Genomic DNA, 22,093 nt, shown 5'->3' with positions numbered 1-22,093 from the left:
CGTCCTCAGGCGACAGCCTTGCGGACGTCCTTGGTCTCGCCGTGGCGGGCGATCCAGGCGACCAGGCTTTCGACCGGCATCGGGCGGGCGAAGTGGTAGCCCTGGGCGATGCGGCAACCGAGTGCTTCGAGCACTGCGGCGTCCTGTTCGGTTTCGACGCCTTCGACGACGATGTCGAGCTTGAGGGCATTACCGAGACCCACCAGCGCGGCGATCAGGTCCTGGTTGGCGCGCGAGTCCGCCACGCCCTTGGCAAAGCTGCGGTCGATCTTCAGCCGGTCGACCTTGAGGCTGATCAGATAGGCCAGCGACGAGTGGCCCATGCCGAAATCGTCGACTGCCAGCTTGTAGCCGGCATTCTCCAGCCGCTTGAGCTGATAGCCGGCGCCCTCGGTGTCGAGGATCGCCTCCTCGGTGATCTCGATCTCGAGACGGGCCGGATTGATGCCGTGCTGCGAGGTCACGAGTTCGAGCATGTCGGCGACGGAATAGAGGGCGAATTCGCGCGGCGAGACATTGAGCGCGACGGTCACTTCGGCGAGGTCGAGCGCCGGCAGGCGGCTCAACAGGCGGCAGACGGCGGCGGCGACATGCGCAGTGAGCGACTCCGCCAGATGCAGCGACTGGGCGGCGGCGACGATTTCCGGCGGCGACACGAAGCCGAGCTGCGGGTGGTGCCAGCGCACGAGTGCCTCGAAGCCGGCAATGGCTCCGGTTTCGAGATTAACCTGCGGCTGGAACCAGGTCTCGACCCCGCCGCCGCGAATGGCAGCTTCGAGATCCTGCTCGATCAGGCGCTGGCGGTCGGCAAGCGCCTTGAGGCCCGGATCGAATTCGCGGATCTGGCGGCGGCCCTTGCCCTTGGCGTCGTAGAGCGCCATGTCGGCGGAGGCCAGCAGTTCGTCGGCGCTGGTGGCGTGGTCGGGGAAGGTCGCCAAGCCCATGCTGAGCGCGATGACCGACTGGCTGCCGCCGAAGGAGATGGGAGCGAGGCTTTCCTGCAGCAGGGCCTCCGCATGATCGCGGCAACGCCAGCGGGCGTTCGGGCCGGACACGATGATGGCGAATTCGTCGCCGCCGAGGCGCGCGATCAGGCCGTCGTCGCGCACGGTGGCGCTCAGGCGTTCGCCGACAGCGCGCAACAGCGCGTCGCCGGCACTGTGGCCGAGCGTGTCGTTGATCTGCTTGAAGCGGTCGAGGTCGATCAGCAGCAGTGCGACTTCGCCGCCGATGGTCTTTTCCCGGGCGATGTCACCGAGAAGCCGGCCGTTGAAATGCATGCGGTTGGCGAGGCCGGTGATCGTGTCGCGATTGGCCAGAACCTCGAGCCGGCGATTTTTCTGGTGGATCGCGTCATTGGCGATTTCGAGGGATTCCGCGAGCGTGGTCGCTTCGAGCTTGGCGATCTCGTTGCTGACGAAGACGCGTTCGGCGGTCATGTTGCTCTGTACCATCACGACCATGAGGCCGAGCACGTCGAGGGCCATGATCGCGGACGAGGTGTCACCGACATACGACAGCCAGGCGACGATCGACAGCAGAATCGGCACGGCAAAGGCCATCGACATCTGCGAATAGCCGATGCCGCGGATCATCGAGCCGGCCGAGATGCCGACCATGATCAGGCTGATGGTGGCATCCTTGCCCGCAGCGCTGAAATCCGGAACATAGAATGGCAGGGAAGCCCAGAGCAGTCCCGTCACCAGGGCGCCGAGGGACATGACGCGCAGTGCATAGTCGGGGTCGGTCGCGATATAATTGAACCGCACGAGACGGTGAGCGGAAAAGGCGCGGTAGGCCGCAGAGAGGATGATCGCCGAAAGCCATAGGGCGATGGGCACGGAAACGCCGTAGCCGAGCACGACGATCAGGACGGCCGACAGGGAGATCGCGATGTTGAAGGAGAGCGTCGACCGCAAGCCGGTGACGATGTGGACCGCCTGTGCCCGTCTCGTGGCGGACAGCAATTCGGTCGCTGGAGGAATTGCTTGCTGACTCAAATGCAATATCCGATTGAAAATCGTTTTTGGGAAAAACGGCTGTGATCCCTAGCCGTCACGCTCGCATGATTCTGATAAAATTCATTTAACGCCGAAGGGCGCCCGGGTCCGCCGTCCTTTTTCATAGGCATTCCTGCGCACTTTGGGTTGCAATTGGCGTGTGCAGCGGGGGCGTAGGCCTGCGGACGGATTGGACGCGGCGCGGTTGTGCGGCATGGTTTGACGATCGTCCGCGGATTCGTTATCGACGTCGCGCGATCGTCCATGGCCGTGCAAGGCTGACGTTCTCCGCCAACAATCCCAAGGAATATCGATGCCGACCTTCAGTCCCGCCGCCGTCTTGCCGATCGCAATGCTGGCGCTTTCCAACGTGTTCATGACGTTCGCCTGGTATGGCCACCTGAAGTTCAAGGGCTCGGCGATCTTCCTGGCCATTGTGGTCAGCTGGGGGATCGCCTTTTTCGAATACTGCCTGGCCGTGCCGGCCAACCGCATCGGCGCGCAGGTCTATTCGGCGGCCCAGCTGAAGACGATCCAGGAGGTCATTACCCTGCTGGTGTTCTCCGGTTTTTCCGTCTTCTGGCTGAAGGAATCGCTGACGATCAACCATCTGCTCGGATTTGCTCTGATCGCCGGTGGCGCGGCGCTGATCTTTCGCGCCTGAGCGGGCGGTGCGCGCCGGAACTGTCGCGCAGGCCTATTCGGCCGGGACCGGCGTCGGCTTTCCCTCTTGGTCGAGCGCCACCATGACGAAGGTGGCGGCCGTCACCTTTTCCATCGTGTGGGTGAGGTAACGCTGCGCCCAGACCTCGACGGCGAGCGTCATGGACGTGCGCCCGACCTTCGTGATGTCGGTATAGACGCACAGCGTGTCGCCGATCTTGACCGGCATGGCGAAGGCCATTTCCTGAACCGCGGCGGTGACGACGCGGCCACGCGCGCGCTCGGCGGCGCGGATGCCGCAGGCGAGGTCCATCTGCGCCATGACCCAGCCGCCGAAGATGTCGCCGGCGGCATTGGCGTCGCCCGGCATGGCAAGCGTCCGCAAGGTGAGTTCGCCGGTGGTTGCTGCTGCGCTGTGCATGGTCTTTCCCATCTGCTGTCGTCCGGGCCGCGATCCGGTTCGGGAATCGTCCGTCGGCCGAGCAGAGGGTATGAAATTGCCTGGCCGCGGGCAACACACCGCAGCGAGGCCTCATACTTAAGTACCCACCGCTAAATTTAGGGGATCGGCGTTTATCGATTTCGTAAGTTTCAAATGAGAATTTGCGGGTGAAAACTATGGGGGAGTTACAACCGTGAAAAATCTCAGCATTTCGACAAGGCTGTACCTGCTGGTGGCGCTCGCGCTCTGCGTGCTGGTAGCGACGCTGACCTTCAGCCTGTTCTATTCCTACAATTCGCTGGCCGACGAACGTCGCGCCGGTCTTGCCTCGATCGACCAGACGGCGCTCGCGGTCTTCTCCAAATATCACAAGATGGAGCAGGACGGAGCGATGACCCGCGAGGAGGCGCAGGCCAAGGCGCTCGAGGTCGTGGGCGCCATGCGTTACGGCAAGGACGGCTATCTCTGGGTCAACGACATGCAGCCGGTCATGGTCATGCATCCGATCAAGCCGGAGCTGAACGGCAAGAACCTGAGCGAGAACAAGGACCCCAACGGCAAGCACATCTTCCTGGAATTCGTGAAGACCGTGAAGGAAAGCAAGGAAGGCTTTGTCGACTACTACTGGCCGAAGCCGGGCTTCGAGGCGCCCGTCCTGAAATTCTCCCACGTCGTCGGCTTCGAGCCCTGGGGCTGGATCGTCGGCACGGGCGTCTACGCCGACGACCTGGCAGCCATGTTCTACAGCAATGCCATGTGGTTCGGCGCCATCATTGCCGCCAGCGTGATCATCATTCTCGCCTGCGCCTATGCGGTCGTCCGCAGCGTGGTCGCTCCGGTCGGCCGCCTGAGGGCCGCCATGGGCCGGATCGCCGAGGAGAAGGTTGACACCGAGATCGTCGATGCCGACCGCAAGGACGAGATCGGCGGCATGGCCGATGCATTGATCGTGCTGCGCGACTCGGTGCGCGACCGCATCACCATGCGCGGCCGCGAAGCCGAGCAGCAGCAGCGGCTGGACGCCGAGCGGCAGAACAACGAGACTGTGCTGCGCAGCGCCTCCGAGCGACAGAACTACGCCATCCACGAGATCGGCGACGCGCTCGAGCGCCTGGCCCAGGGCGACCTGACGGTCAATGTCGGCGAGATCGGCGCCGAGTACGACAAGCTGCGCCGCGACTTCAACGCCGCCGTGGCCGCGCTCAGCAGCGTCATGGGCTCGATCAACCAGACGAGCAACGTGGTCAGCGACAGCGCCGGCGACATCAGCGAGGCGACCAACAACCTGTCGCGCCGCACCGAGCAGCAGGCCGCCGCCCTCGAAGAGACCGCAGCCGCGCTCGACGAGATCACGGTGGCGGTGCGCACTGCCTCGGACCGTGCCAACGAGGCACGCGACATGGTCGCCGAGACCAAGAAGAGCGCCAACCGCTCCGGCGAGATTGTCCGCAACGCGGTCGACGCCATGGGCCGCATCGAGAGCTCGTCAAGCCGGATCAACCAGATCATCTCGGTGATCGACGAGATCGCCTTCCAGACCAACCTGCTGGCGCTGAATGCCGGCGTCGAGGCGGCACGCGCCGGGGAGGCCGGTCGCGGTTTCGCGGTCGTCGCCCAGGAAGTGCGCGAACTCGCCCAGCGTTCGGCCAATGCCGCCAAGGAGATCAAGACGCTGATCAGCGACTCGGCCGCCGAAGTCGGCAACGGCGTGGCGCTGGTGCGCTCGACCGGCGAGGCCCTGGTGGAGATTGAGAAACTGGTGAACCAGGTCAACGACCACGTCAACAGCATCGCCACCGCGTCGCGCGAACAGGCGACCGGCCTGCAGGAGATCAATACCTCGGTCAACCACATGGACCAGATGACCCAGCAGAACGCCGCCATGGTCGAGGAAACCTCGGCCGCCGGCCAGACGCTGGCGGAGGAAAGCCGGCACCTGCGCGAACTGCTGTCGCGGCTCAAGCTCGATGCCAGCGCCGCGGTGCAGCCGAGCCGGCGTCGCGCGGCCTGAGCAACGCCTTGAACGGCAAAGCGCCGGCGGGTCGCTCCCGCCGGCGCTTTCGTTTGTCCGGTCGTGTGGTCAGCGGGCGCCGCAGGTGGGGCCGAGCCGGCCGAGCGCGGCAGACGAGCCCTTGAGCGTGAATCGCCGCGCCTTGAAGGCCGTCTCGTCCGGGGTCAGCGTGACGTCGCTGCCGGCACGCAGGAGGGCGGTGAGCGGGCCGGAAAAGGCGGCGGGCGCATAGAGAACACCGTCCATCGCCTCGTACATCATCGTCACCTCCAGTTGCGTCCTGCCGTCGGAGAAGACCACGCGGCCGCTCCATTCCGGATTGCCGCCCGGCGGGTCGCCCTGGCCGCCGTCGTCGAAGCGCAGGGCGAACGCACCCTCCTCGCCGCATTGCAGGTAGAGCATCGGTTCACGCTCGCCGCCGGTCGCCGGCGCGCAGATATGGGCGGTGAGCGCCTTGCCGCCCTCGACCTCCCAGACTTCGGCCTTCCAGGCGCCGCAATCGGCGGCACGCGCGGGCAGGGTCGTGACGAGACCAAGGAGCGGCAGCAGGCTTGCTGCGAGGCAGGGTATCAGGCGCATTCTCGTATTCCCTGTTGCAGGGGCGGTTGAATTCGATCCAATCTAGGTCCGCTCCGCCCTGCCAGACAAGGGCAGAAAGCGCCTGTTCTTTCAGCCGTGCGCGCAAGCCGGCGCGGGAGACCGCCATGAGGCGCATCCTGATCATCCAGGGCCGTCCCGACGCCAGCGAGCCGCATTTCTGCCATGCGCTCGCCGACGCCTATGCCCAGGCGCCGCCGGGGCCGGTCAAGGTCTTCTTCGAACAGGCGCTCCGGCCGGGCTTTGCCTATTCCAGCGAGCTCGGACCGTTCAAGGAGGCGCTGCTCAAGGGCCGGTCGCTGCGGATCGTCATCACCATGGGCATGCCGGCTTGGTTCTCCCGGCTGGTCTACGGTGCGCACGGCCTCAAGGCGATGAAGGTCGGCATCTTCGCTTTCGTCGGCTTCAAGCCGATCCGGACAAGCCTCATCGGCAATGTCGCCGGCACGGACGGACGCGGGTGGGAGAGATGGATCGCAAGCATGAAGGCGCTCGGCGCGGCAGCCGCGTAACGGGCGGCGCGGCGCTATACCAAGGCTTAACGGCCGCATGGTAGCGTCGATGGGGCAGATTTCCGGCTTGCGGCTGCGGCAGAGTGGGTTTTCAGTATGGCGTCCTCGACTTTCCTTAAGCGTTCAGCTCTGGTCCTCCTGCCGGCCGCGGGCCTCGTGTCCTGTGTCGGCGACGGCATGGCACCGCCGACGGAAGTTGGCGCGGCCCGGCCGGCGCTCTCGGCCCGTGCCGAGCCGGAGGGCCGCGTTGCCGACCGGGAACTGCTCGGTCCGGTCGGAGCGCCTGCCGCCTATGCGCCGGCACCCGCCAGCACCAGCCGTGCCTCCGCAGCAATCGACTATCTCGACACGCCGAATCTCGCCGGGATCGACAGCCAGGCGGACGAGGATCCGCTCGGTGTCAACGATCCGCGGGGCGGTCCGGCGCCGGCCGCTTCGGACGATCCGATGCGATCAGCCGACCCGCAGGCGCCGTTCTTGCGCGAACAGGCCCTGCAGCAACCCATGCCGCAGGCCGCCGCCTATGACATTCCGGCAGACGGGGTGAATATCGATGCCGAACTCGGCGTCGGCGGCGAAAACCTCCTGGGCGTCGGCGAGCCCGCACCGCAGGCGCCGGCAGCACCCGTGGCCGCCCAGATCATGGTGCCGCAAGGGCCGATGGCGATCGCTGAAGGCCAGACCAGCCAGCCGGTGGTCGACGGCATCGGCACCGACAATCCGACGCCTGTGATTCTGCCGCAGGGCCAGGCGGCCGATCCCTCGCTGTAGCGGAGCCAGCGCATCCTGAGCTGAAGGCCAATGTAAAAGCCGGCGCGAGCGCCGGCTTTTGACCGTTTGGCAATGGGGCGGGGGACATTGCCGCCGGTCGCAAAGGGATGAGTGAAAAGCGCTGTCTGAAATCGCATCGTCAAAAGAGGCAGGGCTTTGGTGGCGTTCAAGCCTGGATCGTCTGCGCGGCGTACCGCTTGGCTGCTACCGGACCTTGCCTGCGGGTGACGTTAGGCTAGAAGCATCACGGATTGATGACAGTCGCGGCAACCTTGCGGGGATAGTGCCGGGAAAGGACCTCGCGTGATGGTGCCCGTTTCGGAACTGCTGATGTTTGCCGGCCTGCTGGTGATTGCCGGCGGCGTGGCCGGGCTGCTCGCCGGCGTCTTCGGCATCGGCGGCGGTGCCGTGCTGGTTCCGGTGTTCTACCAGGTCTTCGGCGTGGCCGGCGTGGATCCGGCCGTGATCATGCATCTGGCGGTCGGAACCTCGACGGCGATTATCGTGCCGACCTCGATCCGCTCGTTCGCCGCCCACCGGGCGCGCGGCGCGGTGGACATGGACCTGCTCAAGGGCTGGATCGTCGCTGTGCCGCTCGGGGCGGTGCTCGCCGCCGTCGTCGCCTCGCACGCGTCGAGCGAGATGCTGCGGCTGATCTTCGCGGTGATCGCGCTTCTGCTCGCGGCCCGCATGGCTTTCCTCAGCGGCCGCCTGCATCTCGGAACGGAACTGCCGGGCGAGCCGGCACGCTTTGCCGTCGGTACGGTGTTCGGCCTGATCTCGGGCCTGATGGGGATCGGCGGCGGTGTGCTCAACAACACCTTCATGACGCTCTACGGCCGGCCGATCCACCAGGCGGTGGCAACCTCGGCCGGCGTCGGCGTGCTGATCTCGATCCCGGGCCTGTTCGGCTATATCTGGGCGGGCTGGGGCGACAAGGGCCTGCCGCCCGCCTCGACCGGCTTCGTCAACTGGATCGCCGTGGCGCTGATCATCCCGATCGCCATGCTGGTCACGCCGCATGGCGCGAGACTGGCGCATGCCATGAGCAGGCGCCAGCTCGAGGTCGGCTTCTCGCTCTTCCTCGTCTTCGTCTCGGCGCGCTTCTTCTACAGCCTCTACGGCTGAGTGTCCGGCACGGTCTTCTTCAGGCGACGACGCCGGTGCGGCTTGCCGACATGGTCAGCTTGCGTTCGGCGCGCTCCTGCTGCGGCGAGCGGTTGTAGAGTTCGCGATAACACTTGGAGAAGTGCGAGGCCGACACGAAACCGCAGGCGACCGCCACCTCGACCACCGGCATGGACGACTGGACCAGCAGGTGGCGGGCACGGTCGAGACGGATCTCCAGATAGTAGCGGGCCGGCGAGCGGCCCATTTCCTGGCGGAACAGGCGTTCGATCTGGCGCCGCGACAGGTCGGCATCGTCGGCGATCTCCAGCAGCGACAGCGGTTCGGCGAGATTGCTCTCCATCAGTTCGATGATCGACAGCACCTTGGAGTTCTGCACACCGAGGCGGGCCCGGAGCGGCAGGCGCTGCCGGTCGGTCGGGCTGCGCACCCGGTCGGTCAGGTGCTGCTCGCAGACCCGGTTGACCAGACCCTCGCCGAAGTCCTGGCCGATCAGGTTCAGCATCATGTCGAGCGAGGCGGTGCCGCCGGCGCAGGTGTAGAGATTGCTGTCGACCTCGTAGAGATCGGCATAGACCTCCGCCTGCGGGAAGGCCTCGGAGAAGCCCGGCAGGTTTTCCCAGTGGATGGCGCAGCGCTTGCCGTTGAGCAGGCCGGCCTGGGCCAGCACATGGGCGCCGGTACAAAGGCTGCCGACGGCCGCGCCCCGGTTATAGGCCTCGCGCAGCCAGGCATTGACCGACTTGTTGTGGAATTCCTCCACATAGACGCCGGAACAGACGATCACCATGCTCGGCCGGTTTTCGCCGGACAGAAAGCGGCGTTCGTCGGCCAGCGAGGAGTTGACCTCCATGCCGATGCCGCTCGAGGAATGGACCTTCTGCCCATCCGTCGAGGCCAGGCGCCATTCGTAGGCCGAATAGCCCAGCATGCGATTGGCGATGCGCAGTGTCTCGATCGCGCCTGCGAAGGGCAAGAGCGTGAAATGGGGGACGAGAAAGAAGACCAGCGAACGTTTCTTGGTCGGCGCCTTGTTCATGTGTGTGATGCCCAGTGTTCCCGCGTTTTTCCGCTATTCCTTGCGTGGCAGGCGTCATGGAGATGTTCCGAATGCGACGCATGTCTCTAGGAACACGGCAGAATAGCGCGCTGGGGGCAAAAATGCGACATCCGTCACGCACTTTTCTCATTGCGACCCGGTTTGTCGCGGCGCATTTCGGGCACTTGAGGCATCAAGTTGAAAGTCCGATGGAATTTCGGGCGCGAGCCGGGAAATGGGGAAAACCCGGCTCGGCCCGATTGCGACGCGGCGGGGCGGGCCGTGTCGCAAATGCCGTCAAAGCGTGCGCGCCGGGCGGTCGTTGGCCGGCCAGCCGAGGTCCTTGCGCAGGTCGAAGGGCAGGGCTTCGAGCGCCCGGGCATCGGCCCGCCGTTCCTGCCACTGCCGCACGGCCCGGCCGGCGGTCATGAGAATTGCGAGAGGGTGCGCGACCGTCGGCAAGCGGCGGCTCTGCAGGGTGATCCGGCTATCAAATCCAACGAGGGTCATCGTCATCTTCCTTTTCGGTGGCCTTGGGGGCCTTTGCGTTTTGCTCCTGTATCATTCATCATTCAAACGAATGTTTATGATGCGAGCGATCGATTTTTGTTGTGTTTGTGGTGTGGCGACATGGCCGGATATTCTTCCGGCGGCCAGCCGATATCGCGCTGCAGTTCTGGCGGCAGGGCGGCCATTTCCCGGCGCGCCTTGAGATTTTCACGGGCGGTCGGCGTCAACGGCAAGCCGCTCTGCCAGCGGCGCATCATGTGGAGCATGGTTGCAATCAGCATTTCGGCCTCCTTGTGTTCTCTTGATGGTTGCAGCATGCACCCTGATTGACATTCAATCAAACGCGATGATATCGTTCTTAAGATCAGTTTTATTGAAGGATGCGCACCGATGACCCTGATGATCCGCCAACCGCTACCGCTGCTCGACAACGATATCCTGCGCACCTTCGTCGCCATTGCCGAGACCGGCAGTTTCACCTCTGCGGCCGACCGGGTGTTCCGCACACCGTCGGCGGTCTCCATGCAGATCAAGAAGCTGGAGGAGCAGCTGAGCGCGACGCTCTTCCTGCGCGACGCGCGTTCCGTCACCCTGACGGAGAGCGGCGAGACGCTTCTGCCCTATGCCCGGCGTATGCTGGCGCTGTCCAACGAGGCGGTCGGACGGTTCCGCATGCCGGAAATGAAGGGCGTGGTCCGCCTTGGCGCGCCGGACGACATCGGCGAGCGTTTCATGCCGACTATTCTGCGCCGCTTCGCCGAAATCTATCCGGCGATCATGGTCGACCTGACGGTCGATACCTCGGGGCAGCTGCGCCGCCGCCTGCAGGAGCAGCGCCTCGACCTCACGCTGGTCAATTGCGCGCCCGGCATGGTGAGCCATGACGGCGAGGTGATCCATACGGAGCAACTGGTCTGGGCCGGTGCCAAGTGCGGCACAGCCCACCTGCGCGATCCGCTGCCGGTGTCGATCTGGGAGGACGGCTGCTGCTGGCGGGCCGACGCGTTGTCGCGCCTCGACCGCGACAAGCGGCCCTACCGCATCGCCTATCTGTCCGCCCACACCATGGCGCAGCGCGCCGCGGTCATTGCCGACCTCGCCGTCGCGCCGCTGCCGCGCAGCTACCTGACCGACGACATGACGGCGCTCGGCTCCAAGCAGGGCCTGCCGGATCTCGGCTCGTTCGAAGTGCGCCTGCTGACCGGGCCGGAGACCAGCGAAACCATCCGCGCTGTGGCCGACAGCGTGCGCTTCGCCTTTTCCGAAATGATCGGCATCGCCGCCTGATCAATCGGCTGCGGGGATCGGCGCGCCGTTCGCCGCTGTCGTCGTCTCAGCCGGCCCCCTTCTCGTACAGCGCCTGGGCTTCGCGCAGGACCTGGTCGAGCCGGCGGCCCGGGCGGTAGGGCGCAAGGTGCTCCGGCATTGCCACGCCGGCCGGCACATGCGGGCTGATTTCGGCCTTGCCGACCACCGTCTCGACCGGAATGACGCCCGCCCAGACCGGCAGGCCATAATCCTCCTCGTCGTCACCGACGCCGGCGGCGCGGTGTTTCGCCGAGGCATCCTCGATCCGCATGCCGATGACCTTCGTCGCCTTCAGTTCCTGGGGATTGTCGGCACGCATTTCCGCGCTGCGGCCCGGATAGAAGCGGTCGACGATGGCCTTGAGCGCGCGGGCCTTCTCCTCCGGTTCGTCGATGATGCCGGCCGTGCCGAAGCACATGGCGGAGCGGTAGTTGGCGGAATGGTGGAAGCCGGAGCGGGCGAGCACCAGACCGTCGAGATGTGAGACCGTGAGGCAGACGGGCGCGCCCTTTTCCAGCTGGCGCAGCATTCGGCTCGCCGAGGAGCCGTGCCAGTAGAGCCAGTCGCCCTCTCGCCAATGGATCGTCGGCGTGCAGAAGGGCTGGCCGTCGATCACATAGGCGACGTGACAGAGGAAGGCACTGTCGAGCACGGCATAGACAGCGTCGCGGTCGTAGCTGCCGCGTTCGTGCAGGCGCTTGACGCGGTTGCGCGGCGTTGCGGGGAAGGATTTTTCCGGGGTCTGGATCGTCATGCTTGCCTCCTTGGCTGGCTTGAGGCAGAGCTACGCCGTTCGATTGGTTTGCAGAAGGTCCAATTCCATGAAGAAAAGTCGGACCAATGTGCCGGATTGGTCAAGCTCCGTGCCGGTGCTGCCGAAGGCCGGGCCGCGGCGGCTGGCGCTCTATCGCGAACTGCGCCGGCTGATCGAGGGCGGCTCGCTGCCGCCAGGGGCCAAACTGCCGACGACGCGGGATCTCGCCAACCGCTTCGGCCTGTCGCGCGGTGCGGCGGTTGCCGCCTACGAGATGCTGGTGGCGGACGGCTTTGCCGAGGCCCGCGTCGGGGCGGGCACTTATGTGGCGGCCGCCGTGCCGACGCGCGCCGCGCCGCAGCCGCCGGTGCTGCGGAATGCGCGCGAGGAAACCGGTCCGCTGCCGGGCGCGCTCGGCTGCTCGGCGGCCGATGCCCGCACCATCCAGGTCTTCCGCACGTTGCTGAACCGCCATCTGATGTTGCCGTCGCCCCGGCATTTTCACTATGCCGAGCCGGCCGGATCCCCGGAACTGCGCGAGGAAGTCGCCGCCTATCTCAGAGCCGCGCGCGGAGTGAACTGCACGGCCGATCAGGTGGTGCTGACCTCGGGCACGCAGCAGGCGCTGGACCTCGTCATCCGCACGGTGCTCAATCCCGGCGATCCGGTCTGGGTGGAGGATCCCTGCTATCCGATGGCCAGGGTCGCCCTTGCCGCCGCCGGCATGCGTATCACCGGCGTGCCGGTCGACGCCGAGGGGATCGATCCGGAGGCGGGGAATGCGCGTGCGCCGCATGCCCGCGCCGTCTACGTCTCGCCGTCGCACCAGTTTCCGCTCGGCGTGACCCTCTCCATGCGCCGGCGTCTGGCGCTGATCGACTGGGCGGTGCGCAACGACGCCTTCATCATCGAGGACGATTATGACAGCGAATATCGCTTTGCCGGCCCGCCGCTCTCGTCGATGCAGGGGATCGATGCGCAGGGCCGGGTGATCTATGTCGGCACCTTCTCCAAGGTGCTGATGCCGGGCTTGCGGATCGGCTATCTGGTCCTGCCTCCGGCGCTGTGCGCGGCCCTGCTCGACGTGCGGGCCCGCACCGACCGTTTTCCCTCGACGCTGGCCGAAGCGGCGCTGGCCGAATTCCTGCGCGAGGGCCATTTCGCCGCCCATGTGAAGCGGGCGCGGCGGCGGGTCAGGCAGGCGCGCGACAGCCTGGTCGCGGCGCTCGAAGGTTCGGGGCTCGAGGTGACCAGACCCGAGCAGGGCCTGCATCTGGTGGCCGGCCTGCCGGACGGCGTGCGCGACCTCGACATCAGCACGGAGGCCACGCGGCATGGCTTTGCCGTGCGGGCGCTCTCGCCGATGTATGTCGATGCCGAGCCGCGCCAGGGACTGGTGATCGGCTTTTCCGGCTTCCCCGCCGAGGTGCTGGGCGGCGCGGCGCGCCGCTGGGCGGCGTCGCTCCGGTTCTGACCGGGAGCGCGACTGACTGCTCGCGGTTTCTCCGCCGCCGGCATATTAGCTGATCCCGGGTTTGCCGAGGCGCTGACCTATGGGGTGACCGCCGCGCCGACGCGCGCACCACCGGAAAAGAGGCCGGAGGAGCCGGCCTCCTGCTGCATCGATCGTGAACTCAAAGCTTCTTGTTGAGCGTGTCGGCCACTTTGTTGGCGACATCCTTCGTGGCGGCCTTCAGATCACCAACGGCCTCTTGTACGTGGCCCTTGGCCACCTGGGCCGAGCCTTCGGCCTGAAGGCGCTCGTTTCCTACCGCTTCGCCGACCTTCTTCTTGATCGTTCCCGCCGCCTTGTTTGCCAGACCTGCGGTCTTGTCGCTCATGCTTCCCATCTTGGTCGCTCCCTCGTGGCGAATGATCCGAACCGTCTCGAACGGCTTGCCATGCCACGTCCTGGCATTTGGAGCATACATCACGGCAGGCGCCGGAGATTTGACAAAGGCCAGGAAATGGCGGGAACTTCAGTCTGGCGCCTTTCCTGCGAACCGTCGGGGGCGAAAGAGACACGGCCCGTACTGGGTTCAGCGAATACCGTCATTTCCCTCGACGCGTTGTCTCGACGCGGAGAATATGTCCCAGGCTGCGAAGAACATGGCGGCGATGACCGGACCGATGACGAAACCGTTGAGCCCAAATGTGACGATGCCGCCGAGCGTCGAAATCAGTACGACGTAGTCGGGCATCTTCGTATCCTTGGCGACAAGGATCGGACGAAGGAAATTGTCCACGAGGCCGATGACGAGCGCACCGAAAGCAATCAGGATGACGCCTTTCCCTATGGCGCCGGTCGCCAGGAGATAGATGGCGACAGGAACCCAGATCAGGCCGGAGCCGATGGCGGGCAGCAAGGAAAACGCCGCCATCACCACCGCCCACAGCAGCGGGGCGCCAATTCCAAGAAGCCAGAATATCAGTCCGCCGAGACCACCTTGCAGGAGCGCCACCAGAAGATCGCCTTTGACGGTGGCACGGATCACGATGGTGAACTTCTCGAGAAAGGCCTGTTTCTGCTCCAGCCGCAACGGGATGGCGTAGCTGATCCTTCTGTATAGAAGCCCCTCGTCCCTGAGCAGGAAGAACAGCAGGTACAGCATCACTGCTATGTTTGCCATGAACTGGAATGTACTCTGGCCGATGACGATGGCCTGGTTGGCGATATACTGGCTGCCATAGATGAGGCCGGTTGTTATTTCACTCTGCAGCGCCTCGAGACTGACGAGTCCGAAGCGATGGAGAAGGTCGGTAACCCACGTCGGCAAGAGGGCAAAAACCTGGCGAAACAGGAGAGCGAGATCGATGTCGCCCGACTGCACCTTGGTGTAAAAGGCAATTGCCTGCTGTGTCAGCGAAGCGCCAATCAGCGCCACCGGCAGGATCACGATCAGGACAATCAGGACAAGCGTCAGGAAGGCAGCAAGGTTTCGCGCCTGATGCGTTGCGCTCAGAATGCGACGGTACAGCGGAACGAAAAGGATCGCGATGATCGTTCCCCACAGGATCGCCCCGTAAAAGGGCCAGAGTACCCACGCGAACGCGAGGGAGACGACGATGATCAGCAGCAGAAAGGCATTGTCTTCGATACTGCGCATGCTGGACGGTTCCTGAGATTGGCCTAGGGCGTCGGGAAGTCTTCCGCATTGCGCGAATTGCCGGCCGGGCAATGCCGCAAGCCACAGTGTTATACCAAGTCTCGACGATATGAACCCATTGCGCCGGACGATTTTGGTTCCCGGCTAGGAGAAAACCACAATCGGACCTCTTGGTCCGGTGAGGATTCTCGACGACGACTTGGTATCAGATCGCGGCCGGGTCGGCTTGAAGGACGCCAAACAACAGCCCTCCGGGCTCGGCGCACGTGCAAAACCAGCCAATTCCAGGAATCGCGCGTTTCGGCTCGACGACGCGCCCGCCGTTTTGCTCGACCTTGCCAACAACGTCGTCCAGGTCAGGAACCGGGATCGTCATCAGAGTGAGCGGTCGGCCTTCCGACTGAGGGAAGTCTTTCGCTGCACCGATGCCGCCATCGATACCGGGCTCCCCTGGCGCTCCGGCCTCAATCCGATAGTACCCAGGGATCGGCTCGAATGGTACAAACCGCCATCCTAGGCACGCCTCGAAGAATCGCCTGGCCGTCTCAACGTCCGTCCCGGTGAGGTCAAAATACTGTGGCTTCAAAGCCTAGTTCTCCATGACCGATCAGGCAGGTTTCCCGCCGATGCTGGCGTTTGCGAGCCTAGTGGTTACGCACCGGCATCTCCATCGAAGTTTCGCCATCGGATCGCCGCCGCCGGGAGACGACGATCCGCCACCGCAACGCCGCTGAAAAGCACGTCTGGCGTGCTGCTCAGCGCCGATCGCCTCGGAACGCTCGGGGATCATGCGCCGGACGGGCGATCGGTGCAACGCCTGGCACCGAGAGCGAGTCCGGGGGCTTCAGAATGAGGAAGGCAGTGACGTTACACGCGGCTTGCACGGCATCAGCCCGTACAGGGACTGTTGCGGCATGCTGGAACGGGTTCTCGTCCAGTCACTCCCGGCTGCGGCGCCTCCTGCGGCCGCCGCCTTCGCCGTCGCCGTCCGAGAGGATCTTGCGTTCCGGCAGCGTCACCGCCGCGGCGAGCTTCGGGAAGGGGTCGACCTTGTTGGGCAGCGCCATGGCGTCGATGAAGAGCTGTTGAAAATGCGGCTCCAGCGCCGTCTCGATCTTCTCAATGCGGGTGACGGTGTCCTCGATCTCGCGGCGGTGGCCACGGTTCAAGAGCGCCATCAGTGCCCCGGTGCCGGCCGCATTGCCGACCGCCTTGACCTCGGAAAGTTCGCAGTCGGGAATGAGCCCGAGCACCATGGCGTATTTCGGATCGATGAAGGAGCCGAAGGCGCCGGCAAAGCGGATCGTGTCGACCGTCTCGACGCCGAGCTTTTCCATCAGGAGCTTGATGCCGGCATAGAGGGCGGCCTTGGCGAGCTGGATGGCGCGCACGTCGTTCTGCGTCACCGTGATCGTCTGGGCGCCGTCATGCAGCAGGTAGGAGAAGGTGCGGCCGGTCGCGAGGATGCGCGGGCTTTTCGCCGCCATGCCGCCATCCACCACGCCGTCAGTGGAGATGACGCCGGAGAGATACATTTCCGCGACGACCTCGATGATCGCCGAGCCGCAGATGCCGGTGATGCCGGTGCTGGCCGCGGCCTCGGCAAAACCGTCCTCGTCGGACCACTGCTCGACGCCGATCACCTTGAAGCGCGGCTCGAGCGTTACCGGATCGATGCGCACGCGCTCGATGGCGCCGGGGGCGGCGCGCTGGCCGCAGGAGATTTCCGCGCCCTCGAAGGCAGGACCCGTCGGCGAGGAGGCGGCGACGGTGCGTTGGCGGTTACCGAGCACGATCTCGGCATTGGTGCCGACATCGACCAGCAGCATCACGCGGTCCTGGCGGTGCGGGCCTTCGGCGAGGGTCGCGCCGGCCGCATCCGCGCCGACATGGCCGGCGATGCAGGGCAGGAGATAGGTGCGGGCGCCGGGATTGAGGACGAGCTCGATGTCGCTCGCGGGGCACGAGACTGCGCCGGAAACGGCGAGCGCGAAGGGTGCCTGGCCAAGCTCGGTCGGATCGATGCCGAGGAACAGGTGATGCATGATCGGATTGGCGACGAACACCGAATCGAGAATGTCGGTGCGGGCGACGCCGCCCTCCGCGCAGACCTTGTCGACGAGTTCGGACACCGCCTGGCGCACCGCCTTGGTCATGGCTTCCCGGCCGTCCGGGTTCATCATGACGTAGGAGACGCGGCTCATCAGATCCTCGCCGAAGCGAATCTGCGGATTGGACGTGCCCGACGAGGCGACGACGCGGCCCGAGAGCAGCGAGACGAGATGCATGGCGATCGTCGTCGAGCCGATATCGCAGGCAAGGCCATAGGCCTCGTTGTGCAGGCCGGGCCAGAGCGCAATGATGGTCGGGCGCTGGGTGTCGCTGTCGCGGTGGATGGCGGCGGTCACCGTCCAGTTGCCCTTGCGCAGGATCTTCTGCACCTGCGGAAGCAGATAAGGTTCGACCTGCAGGTCAGTATAGCCCCAGTCCTTCTCCAGCATGACCTTCATGCGGTCGAGATCGCCGAGCGGCTTGTGCATGTCGGGCTCATCGACCTCGACATAGCAGAGATGGACGGCGGGATTGCGCTCGATCACCCGGTCGCTGGCGGCCTTGCGCACCACCTGGGCATTGACCACGGCATCCTGCGGCACGTCGACGACGAGATCGCCCTCGATGGTCGCGGAACAGGAAAGCCGCCGGCCTTCCGGCAGCGTGCGCACCTCGGCATAACGCTTTTCCTTCGGCCCGGGCGGCGAGATGTGGTCGTTGGACGAGACGATGCCGTGCTTGGCGAAATTGCCTTCCTGCACCTCGATCTGGCACCGCCCGCAGGTGGCCCGCCCGCCGCAGACGCTCTCGACATAGACGCCGAGCTGGCGGGCTGCATCGAGCACCGGCGTGCCGACCGGGAACCGGCCGCGCTTGCCGGACGGCATGAAGAGGACGAGGGGGTCTGTCTGGCGCGATTCGGTCATGGTGCGGGCACTGCGGAAAGTTTCACGTAAAGGACAGCAATCGCAAGGATTGCGGCGAAGAGAACGGAGCTAATCCAGAACCACAGGTTTGCCAGTCGCTCAACTTTGGCAGCGCTGAAACCCGCCTGCCGAGCGTAGACCATATGCGCCACCGTCACGCCGCCCGTCACCAGGAGGACGGGCACCAGATAGGCCTGGAGCAATTCGCCGAAACGCAGGAACTCGCCCTTTTCGGTAAGGACGACGAAGTACAGGAGAAGCGCCAGCGGGGCCGCGACGAGAAGTACGGTCTTGCATGTTTTCAATACGTCTACTCCTCGACGCGACCGCGTCGCTGTCAGTTCAGTTCACTCCGTCGCGGCACCCGCACCCGCCCGGGCCGCACGGCCGCCGCGGCGGCCGGAGGAGGCGCCCGGGGCGGTGGTGGAGGCGGCGGCGCCGGGTTCTGCCGGCTTGTGGTCGCGGTAGGTCATGATCCAGTTGCCGCAATTGGGGTCCGTGCCGTTCAGCACGTTGGCGGCGCGCACGGCCTCCATTTCCTGCGGGCGGCAGGGGTTCATGATGGCCGACGTCATGCCGGCACCGATGACCATGGGGATGAAGCCGGCATTGATGCCGTGGCGGTGCGGCAGGCCGAAGGAGATGTTGGAGAGGCCGCAGGTGGTGTTGACCTTGAGCTCGTTGCGCAGGCGGTAGAGCAGGGCAAAAACCTGGCGGCCGGCATCGCCGAGCGCGCCGATCGGCATGACCAGCGGGTCGACGACGATGTCGCAGGGCTTGATGCCGTAATCCATGGCGCGTTCGACGATCTTCTTGGCAACGGCGAAGCGCACGTCCGGATCCATGGAAATGCCGGTCTCGTCGTTGGAGATGGCGACGACCGGCACGTCGTACTTCTTGCAGAGCGGCAGGATGGCCTCGAGCTTTTCCTCCTCGCCGGTCACCGAATTGACCAGCGGACGGCCCTTGGCGACCTTCAGCGCGGCCTCGATCGCGGCGGTGACGGAGGAGTCGATCGACAGCGGCACGTCGACCAGGCCCTGGACGATCTCCATGGTCTTGACCAGCAGGCCCGGCTCGGTCTCGTTCGGGTTGACCGAGGTGACGCCGGCATTGACGTCGAGCATGGTGGCGCCGGCGGCGACCTGTTCCAGCGCGTCCTTGATGACGGTGTCGAAATTGCCCTCGATCATTTCGGCGGCGAGCTTCTTGCGGCCGGTCGGATTGATGCGTTCGCCGATGACGCAGAAGGGCTGGTCGAAGCCGATGATGATTTCGCGGGTGGCGGATGCGACGATGGTACGGGTCATTCTGGTTCTCCAGTCAGGGCGCGTCGACGAGGTCTAACGTGCCGGCATGAGGGTTACAAGGGCGGCGGAGGGCGCTCCGTCCGGCTCTCTTCAATGCGGATTCTTCGGCTGGTGCTGGGCGGCGAGACCGGCGAGCTGCTGCTGGTCCTCGACCTTGTCCCCGCGGATCGATTCAAGCCGGTCGGCGACCATGGCGTCGGTCGGGTTGGCCTCGCGCGTCCACGGCTTGCGACCTTTCAGCACGCCCGATTCATGGACGATCTCGGCGACATATTCCTCCTGCCGGTAGGCCATGACATGCATGCCGGAAATGCCCTCGATCTCCTTCACCTCGTTGATGATGTCGATGCAGAGCTGCTTGCCTTCCTTCTTCTGGTCCTGCGCCCCTTCGAGACGCTTGATGACCGAATCGGGGATATGGATGCCCGGCACGTTGGAGCGGATCCACTTGGCCGTCTTGGCCGAGGCGAGCGGTCCGACCCCGACCAGGATGAAGCACTTTTCGTGCAGGCCGAGATCGCGCACCTTCTTCATGTATTCGCGGAACATCGGCACGTCGAAGCAGTACTGGCTCTGCACGAACTGCGCGCCGGCCTCGATCTTCTTGGCGAGCCGGTAGGGGCGGAAGTCGTAAGGCGGGGCGAACGGATTGATGGCCGCGCCGAGGAAGACGTGCGGTGGGGTGGAAAGCTTGCGGCCCGAGAGGAATTTCGATTCGTCGCGCATGGTGCGCACGGTTTCGAGCAGCGACATGCAGTCGAGGTCGAAGACCGGCTTGGCGCCCGGCTGGTCGCCGGCCTGCACGCCGTCGCCGGTCAGGCACATGATGTTCTGCACGCCCATGGCGGAAGCGCCGAGCACGTCGCCCTGGATGGCGATGCGGTTCTTGTCGCGACAGGCGATCTGCATGATCGGCGCATAGCCCATGCGGGTCAGAAGGGCGCAGATGCCGACCGAGGACATATGGCAGTTGGCGCCGGAGGCATCCACGGCATTGATGCCGTCGACCCAGCCGTCGAACACCGAGGCGCGCTCGTAGACGTCCTGCGGGTCGGCGCTGTCCGGCGGGTTGAGTTCGGCGGTGACGGCAAACTCGCCGCGCCTGAGCACCCGTTCCAGCCGGCCGCGCGAGGAATGGCCGGGAAGGGGATCGAGCGGTGCGCCGGGATCATGCGGGTTGATGTCAGGGCTCATGATTTCCGTTCCGAAGTGGACGTTTCGCGGGACGCGGCGGCCTCTGCCGTGACGCGCAGCCAGGACGAGGTTTCGCGCAGCGACTGGTTGACCGGCTTCTGCACCTTGAGGATCGCGTCGCCATTGGCCATGTTGCGGGAGCCGGCCCAGGCCTGCACCCAGACGCAGGGCATGTCCGGCTCGACCTCGCAATTGCCGTTGGCGCGCACGCCGCCGCAGGGGCCGTTGCGCAGCTGTTTCGGACAGTTCATCGGGCAGGACATGCCGGTCGAAGACAGCACGCACTGGCCGCACATGCGACAGTCGAACAGCAGGCCCTTGACGTTGCGCTCGACGAAGGTCACCGGCCGTTCGACCCGGGCATAGCCGAGCTTGTTCCACACGGGATGAAGCAGCAGGAAGGCATTGGCGAAGCGGCCGTAGAACCATTCGAGGAAACGCGAATGGCGGACCGACCACAGCCGGATCGTGTAGGAACGCCGGGCCCGACGATTGGGCGAGACGCTGCCTGGCGTATAGGCGCCGGTCGCGGCCTTCTTGGCGGGGGCGGCATTGCCGGGGGCGGGCTTTCCGTCAACCATTGTCGCGACCTCCGGCATGAACGAGAGAAACCAGGCGGGCCTTGTCATAGGCCGCTTCGAGTTCGGCGGCGGCCTTGTCGGCTTCCGCCTCCAGGTCGTCGCCGACCGGCAACGGATCGCCCTTGCGCCATTCGGCGAGATAATCGTCGGTTTCGGCGGCGCCGGTGCGCATGGCGGCCATGTCGATCGCCTCGGTGAACCGCAGCGACAGCTCGCGCTTGGCGGTCTTCCTGCCCTGCTTGACGATCACCTGGGCGGGAATGTCGCGCCAGTAGACGATGATCCGGTCGGCCATGTCCTCACTCTCCCTTTTCCGTCACAATGCACAGGCCGAAAGCGACGGACTGCGCTTGCGACGACGTCGCACAGAGCAAAAAGCGACGTGGCCAAGATTTACCAGATTCGCCGGCGGATTCCGTTCGCAAGCCAGGTCCAGATCGGCGGCGGAAATCGCAGCGCCGACGGCCCCTCCGGCTGGAAGGGCGCGAGACGACCGTCGACCGCATCCTGGACCGACTGGAGAGTGATGTCGATCGCCGTGACCGTCAGCAGCAGCGGGTAGGTTGCGATGAAATCGCCCCGGTCCGGCAGGGTGCGTACTTCGTAGAGCGTTCCCCCCGTATCCGTGCCCTGGTCGACCAGATGAAGGGTGGCGCCGAAATTGCCGGCATCCTCCTCGACCAGCGACCAGTAGCCGCCCATCTGGCCGCGATATTGCGGATTGATCCCGGCATGCAGGTTGATGACGGGGCAGGGCATGGCGGCAAGGGCGGCGGAACTCATCAGCCGGGTGCTGACGAGCAGGATGGCGGAGGGTTTGAACTGCGTGACCAGCGCGCGGGTCTCGTCGTCGTTGATCGAGGCGACCGCGTGGATCGGGACGCCGGGCGGGATGACGGGCGAAACGCCGGACGAGGCGAGAATGGACGCGATCCGCCGGCTGGCGAGAGGCCGCAGCAGCCGTGCGGCGATCATCGTGGCCAGCTGCCCGAGCGCCTGGATCCAGCCGAGCCGGGCGGCCCGGCGCCGCGTGATCGCCCATTTCGATTCCGGCTGCTCGACGACGACGTGAATGCTGGGGAAGCGCCTGGCGAGCGCGTTGATGACGAGCGCCGGATTGGCCCCGCCGGCCGTCATGACCATGACGGTCGGGGATTGGGGGTGGTCGGGTTGCTGCGCGCTCATTCC

At 65.4% G+C, this 22,093-nt stretch carries 24 protein-coding genes; 7 read left to right on the top strand and 17 right to left on the bottom strand.

What is annotated here, in order from left to right; translation table 11 throughout:
* Positions 1-5 precede the first annotated feature (5 nt).
* Entirely contained in the window at positions 6-2,000 is a 1,995-nt protein-coding gene (locus tag AC07Y0_RS07805; protein WP_498676089.1) for a putative bifunctional diguanylate cyclase/phosphodiesterase, read from the bottom strand.
* Positions 2,001-2,313: 313 nt separating this feature from the next.
* Here AC07Y0_RS07805 and AC07Y0_RS07800 point away from each other — a divergent pair, with 313 nt between their 5' ends.
* Positions 2,314-2,664 carry a DMT family protein gene (locus tag AC07Y0_RS07800; protein ID WP_498676087.1) on the top strand — a complete coding sequence of 117 codons (351 nt, stop codon included), beginning with the start codon at positions 2,314-2,316 and terminating at the stop codon, positions 2,662-2,664.
* A gap of 33 nt (positions 2,665-2,697) precedes the next feature.
* Here AC07Y0_RS07800 and AC07Y0_RS07795 read toward each other — a convergent pair whose 3' ends face one another.
* On the bottom strand, positions 2,698-3,084 hold the full coding sequence (locus tag AC07Y0_RS07795; protein ID WP_498676084.1) for an acyl-CoA thioesterase: 387 nt from the start codon (positions 3,082-3,084) through the stop codon (positions 2,698-2,700).
* A 214-nt stretch (positions 3,085-3,298) separates the two neighbouring features.
* On the opposite strand from AC07Y0_RS07795, the gene AC07Y0_RS07790 reads away from it, so the two are divergent.
* On the top strand, positions 3,299-5,116 hold the full coding sequence (locus AC07Y0_RS07790; protein ID WP_498676082.1) for a methyl-accepting chemotaxis protein: 1,818 nt from the start codon (positions 3,299-3,301) through the stop codon (positions 5,114-5,116).
* Positions 5,117-5,185: 69 nt separating this feature from the next.
* Here AC07Y0_RS07790 and AC07Y0_RS07785 read toward each other — a convergent pair whose 3' ends face one another.
* Positions 5,186-5,695 carry a hypothetical protein gene (locus AC07Y0_RS07785; protein ID WP_498676081.1) on the bottom strand — a complete coding sequence of 170 codons (510 nt, stop codon included), beginning with the start codon at positions 5,693-5,695 and terminating at the stop codon, positions 5,186-5,188.
* 125 nt (positions 5,696-5,820) lie between these two features.
* Here AC07Y0_RS07785 and AC07Y0_RS07780 point away from each other — a divergent pair, with 125 nt between their 5' ends.
* The 3 genes from AC07Y0_RS07780 (at position 5,821) to AC07Y0_RS07770 (ending at position 8,124) form a co-directional block, all read left to right on the top strand.
* On the top strand, positions 5,821-6,225 hold the full coding sequence (locus AC07Y0_RS07780) for an NAD(P)H-dependent oxidoreductase (protein ID WP_498676080.1): 405 nt from the start codon (positions 5,821-5,823) through the stop codon (positions 6,223-6,225).
* Between the two features lie 177 nt (positions 6,226-6,402).
* Positions 6,403-6,996 carry a hypothetical protein gene (locus tag AC07Y0_RS07775; RefSeq protein WP_498676078.1) on the top strand — a complete coding sequence of 198 codons (594 nt, stop codon included), beginning with the start codon at positions 6,403-6,405 and terminating at the stop codon, positions 6,994-6,996.
* 306 nt (positions 6,997-7,302) lie between these two features.
* On the top strand, positions 7,303-8,124 hold the full coding sequence (locus AC07Y0_RS07770; protein ID WP_498676077.1) for a sulfite exporter TauE/SafE family protein: 822 nt from the start codon (positions 7,303-7,305) through the stop codon (positions 8,122-8,124).
* A gap of 19 nt (positions 8,125-8,143) precedes the next feature.
* On the opposite strand, the gene AC07Y0_RS07765 is transcribed toward AC07Y0_RS07770, so the two are convergent.
* The 3 genes from AC07Y0_RS07765 to AC07Y0_RS07755 all read right to left on the bottom strand — a co-directional run bounded on the left by AC07Y0_RS07765 (position 8,144) and on the right by AC07Y0_RS07755 (position 9,954).
* A complete protein-coding gene (locus AC07Y0_RS07765; RefSeq protein ID WP_498676075.1) occupies positions 8,144-9,163 on the bottom strand; it encodes a GlxA family transcriptional regulator in 1,020 nt (339 codons plus the stop codon).
* A 297-nt stretch (positions 9,164-9,460) separates the two neighbouring features.
* On the bottom strand, positions 9,461-9,673 hold the full coding sequence (locus AC07Y0_RS07760; RefSeq protein ID WP_498676072.1) for a hypothetical protein: 213 nt from the start codon (positions 9,671-9,673) through the stop codon (positions 9,461-9,463).
* A gap of 74 nt (positions 9,674-9,747) precedes the next feature.
* Entirely contained in the window at positions 9,748-9,954 is a 207-nt protein-coding gene (locus tag AC07Y0_RS07755; RefSeq protein WP_498676070.1) for a hypothetical protein, read from the bottom strand.
* A gap of 109 nt (positions 9,955-10,063) precedes the next feature.
* Between AC07Y0_RS07755 and AC07Y0_RS07750 the strand changes: the two genes are divergently transcribed.
* Complete coding sequence (locus AC07Y0_RS07750) at positions 10,064-10,960, top strand: LysR family transcriptional regulator (RefSeq protein WP_115669485.1); 897 nt, start codon at positions 10,064-10,066, stop codon at positions 10,958-10,960.
* 46 nt (positions 10,961-11,006) lie between these two features.
* Here the strand turns inward: AC07Y0_RS07750 and AC07Y0_RS07745 are convergent, their stop codons facing one another.
* On the bottom strand, positions 11,007-11,735 hold the full coding sequence (locus AC07Y0_RS07745; RefSeq protein WP_498676066.1) for a pyridoxamine 5'-phosphate oxidase family protein: 729 nt from the start codon (positions 11,733-11,735) through the stop codon (positions 11,007-11,009).
* Between the two features lie 67 nt (positions 11,736-11,802).
* Here AC07Y0_RS07745 and pdxR point away from each other — a divergent pair, with 67 nt between their 5' ends.
* Positions 11,803-13,209 carry a MocR-like pyridoxine biosynthesis transcription factor PdxR gene (gene pdxR / locus AC07Y0_RS07740; RefSeq protein ID WP_498676064.1) on the top strand — a complete coding sequence of 469 codons (1,407 nt, stop codon included), beginning with the start codon at positions 11,803-11,805 and terminating at the stop codon, positions 13,207-13,209.
* 160 nt (positions 13,210-13,369) lie between these two features.
* Here pdxR and AC07Y0_RS07735 read toward each other — a convergent pair whose 3' ends face one another.
* The 10 genes from AC07Y0_RS07735 to AC07Y0_RS07690 all read right to left on the bottom strand — a co-directional run bounded on the left by AC07Y0_RS07735 (position 13,370) and on the right by AC07Y0_RS07690 (position 22,090).
* Entirely contained in the window at positions 13,370-13,576 is a 207-nt protein-coding gene (locus AC07Y0_RS07735) for a CsbD family protein (RefSeq protein WP_498676062.1), read from the bottom strand.
* A gap of 198 nt (positions 13,577-13,774) precedes the next feature.
* Positions 13,775-14,842 (bottom strand): AI-2E family transporter, encoded by a 1,068-nt coding sequence (locus tag AC07Y0_RS07730; RefSeq protein WP_498676060.1) that lies wholly within the window; start codon positions 14,840-14,842, stop codon positions 13,775-13,777.
* A gap of 205 nt (positions 14,843-15,047) precedes the next feature.
* Entirely contained in the window at positions 15,048-15,428 is a 381-nt protein-coding gene (locus AC07Y0_RS07725) for a VOC family protein (protein ID WP_498676059.1), read from the bottom strand.
* Between the two features lie 352 nt (positions 15,429-15,780).
* A complete protein-coding gene (locus AC07Y0_RS07720) occupies positions 15,781-17,820 on the bottom strand; it encodes an ASKHA domain-containing protein (protein WP_498676057.1) in 2,040 nt (679 codons plus the stop codon).
* On the bottom strand, positions 17,817-18,125 hold the full coding sequence (locus tag AC07Y0_RS07715; RefSeq protein WP_498676055.1) for a hypothetical protein: 309 nt from the start codon (positions 18,123-18,125) through the stop codon (positions 17,817-17,819). The genes AC07Y0_RS07720 and AC07Y0_RS07715 overlap by 4 nt, the downstream gene beginning before the upstream one ends.
* 42 nt (positions 18,126-18,167) lie before the next feature.
* Positions 18,168-19,130: a methyltetrahydrofolate cobalamin methyltransferase gene (locus AC07Y0_RS07710; RefSeq protein WP_498676054.1), complete on the bottom strand. Its 963-nt coding sequence runs from the start codon at positions 19,128-19,130 to the stop codon at positions 18,168-18,170.
* A 90-nt stretch (positions 19,131-19,220) separates the two neighbouring features.
* Positions 19,221-20,324 carry a methylenetetrahydrofolate reductase gene (locus tag AC07Y0_RS07705; RefSeq protein ID WP_498676052.1) on the bottom strand — a complete coding sequence of 368 codons (1,104 nt, stop codon included), beginning with the start codon at positions 20,322-20,324 and terminating at the stop codon, positions 19,221-19,223.
* Complete coding sequence (locus AC07Y0_RS07700; RefSeq protein ID WP_498676050.1) at positions 20,321-20,905, bottom strand: methylenetetrahydrofolate reductase C-terminal domain-containing protein; 585 nt, start codon at positions 20,903-20,905, stop codon at positions 20,321-20,323. The genes AC07Y0_RS07705 and AC07Y0_RS07700 overlap by 4 nt, the downstream gene beginning before the upstream one ends.
* Positions 20,898-21,200, bottom strand: a complete 303-nt coding sequence (locus tag AC07Y0_RS07695; RefSeq protein WP_028735177.1) for a virulence factor — start codon at positions 21,198-21,200, stop codon at positions 20,898-20,900. Before AC07Y0_RS07695 ends, AC07Y0_RS07700 begins: the two co-directional genes overlap by 8 nt.
* 98 nt (positions 21,201-21,298) lie before the next feature.
* Positions 21,299-22,090: a formyl transferase gene (locus AC07Y0_RS07690; protein ID WP_498676046.1), complete on the bottom strand. Its 792-nt coding sequence runs from the start codon at positions 22,088-22,090 to the stop codon at positions 21,299-21,301.
* Positions 22,091-22,093 lie beyond the last annotated feature (3 nt).

The sequence above is a fragment of the Allorhizobium sp. GW101-3B10 genome (genome assembly GCF_059424725.1).
Note: the sequence above shows the minus strand (reverse complement) of the source record. Positions and strands in the feature narration are given on the sequence as shown.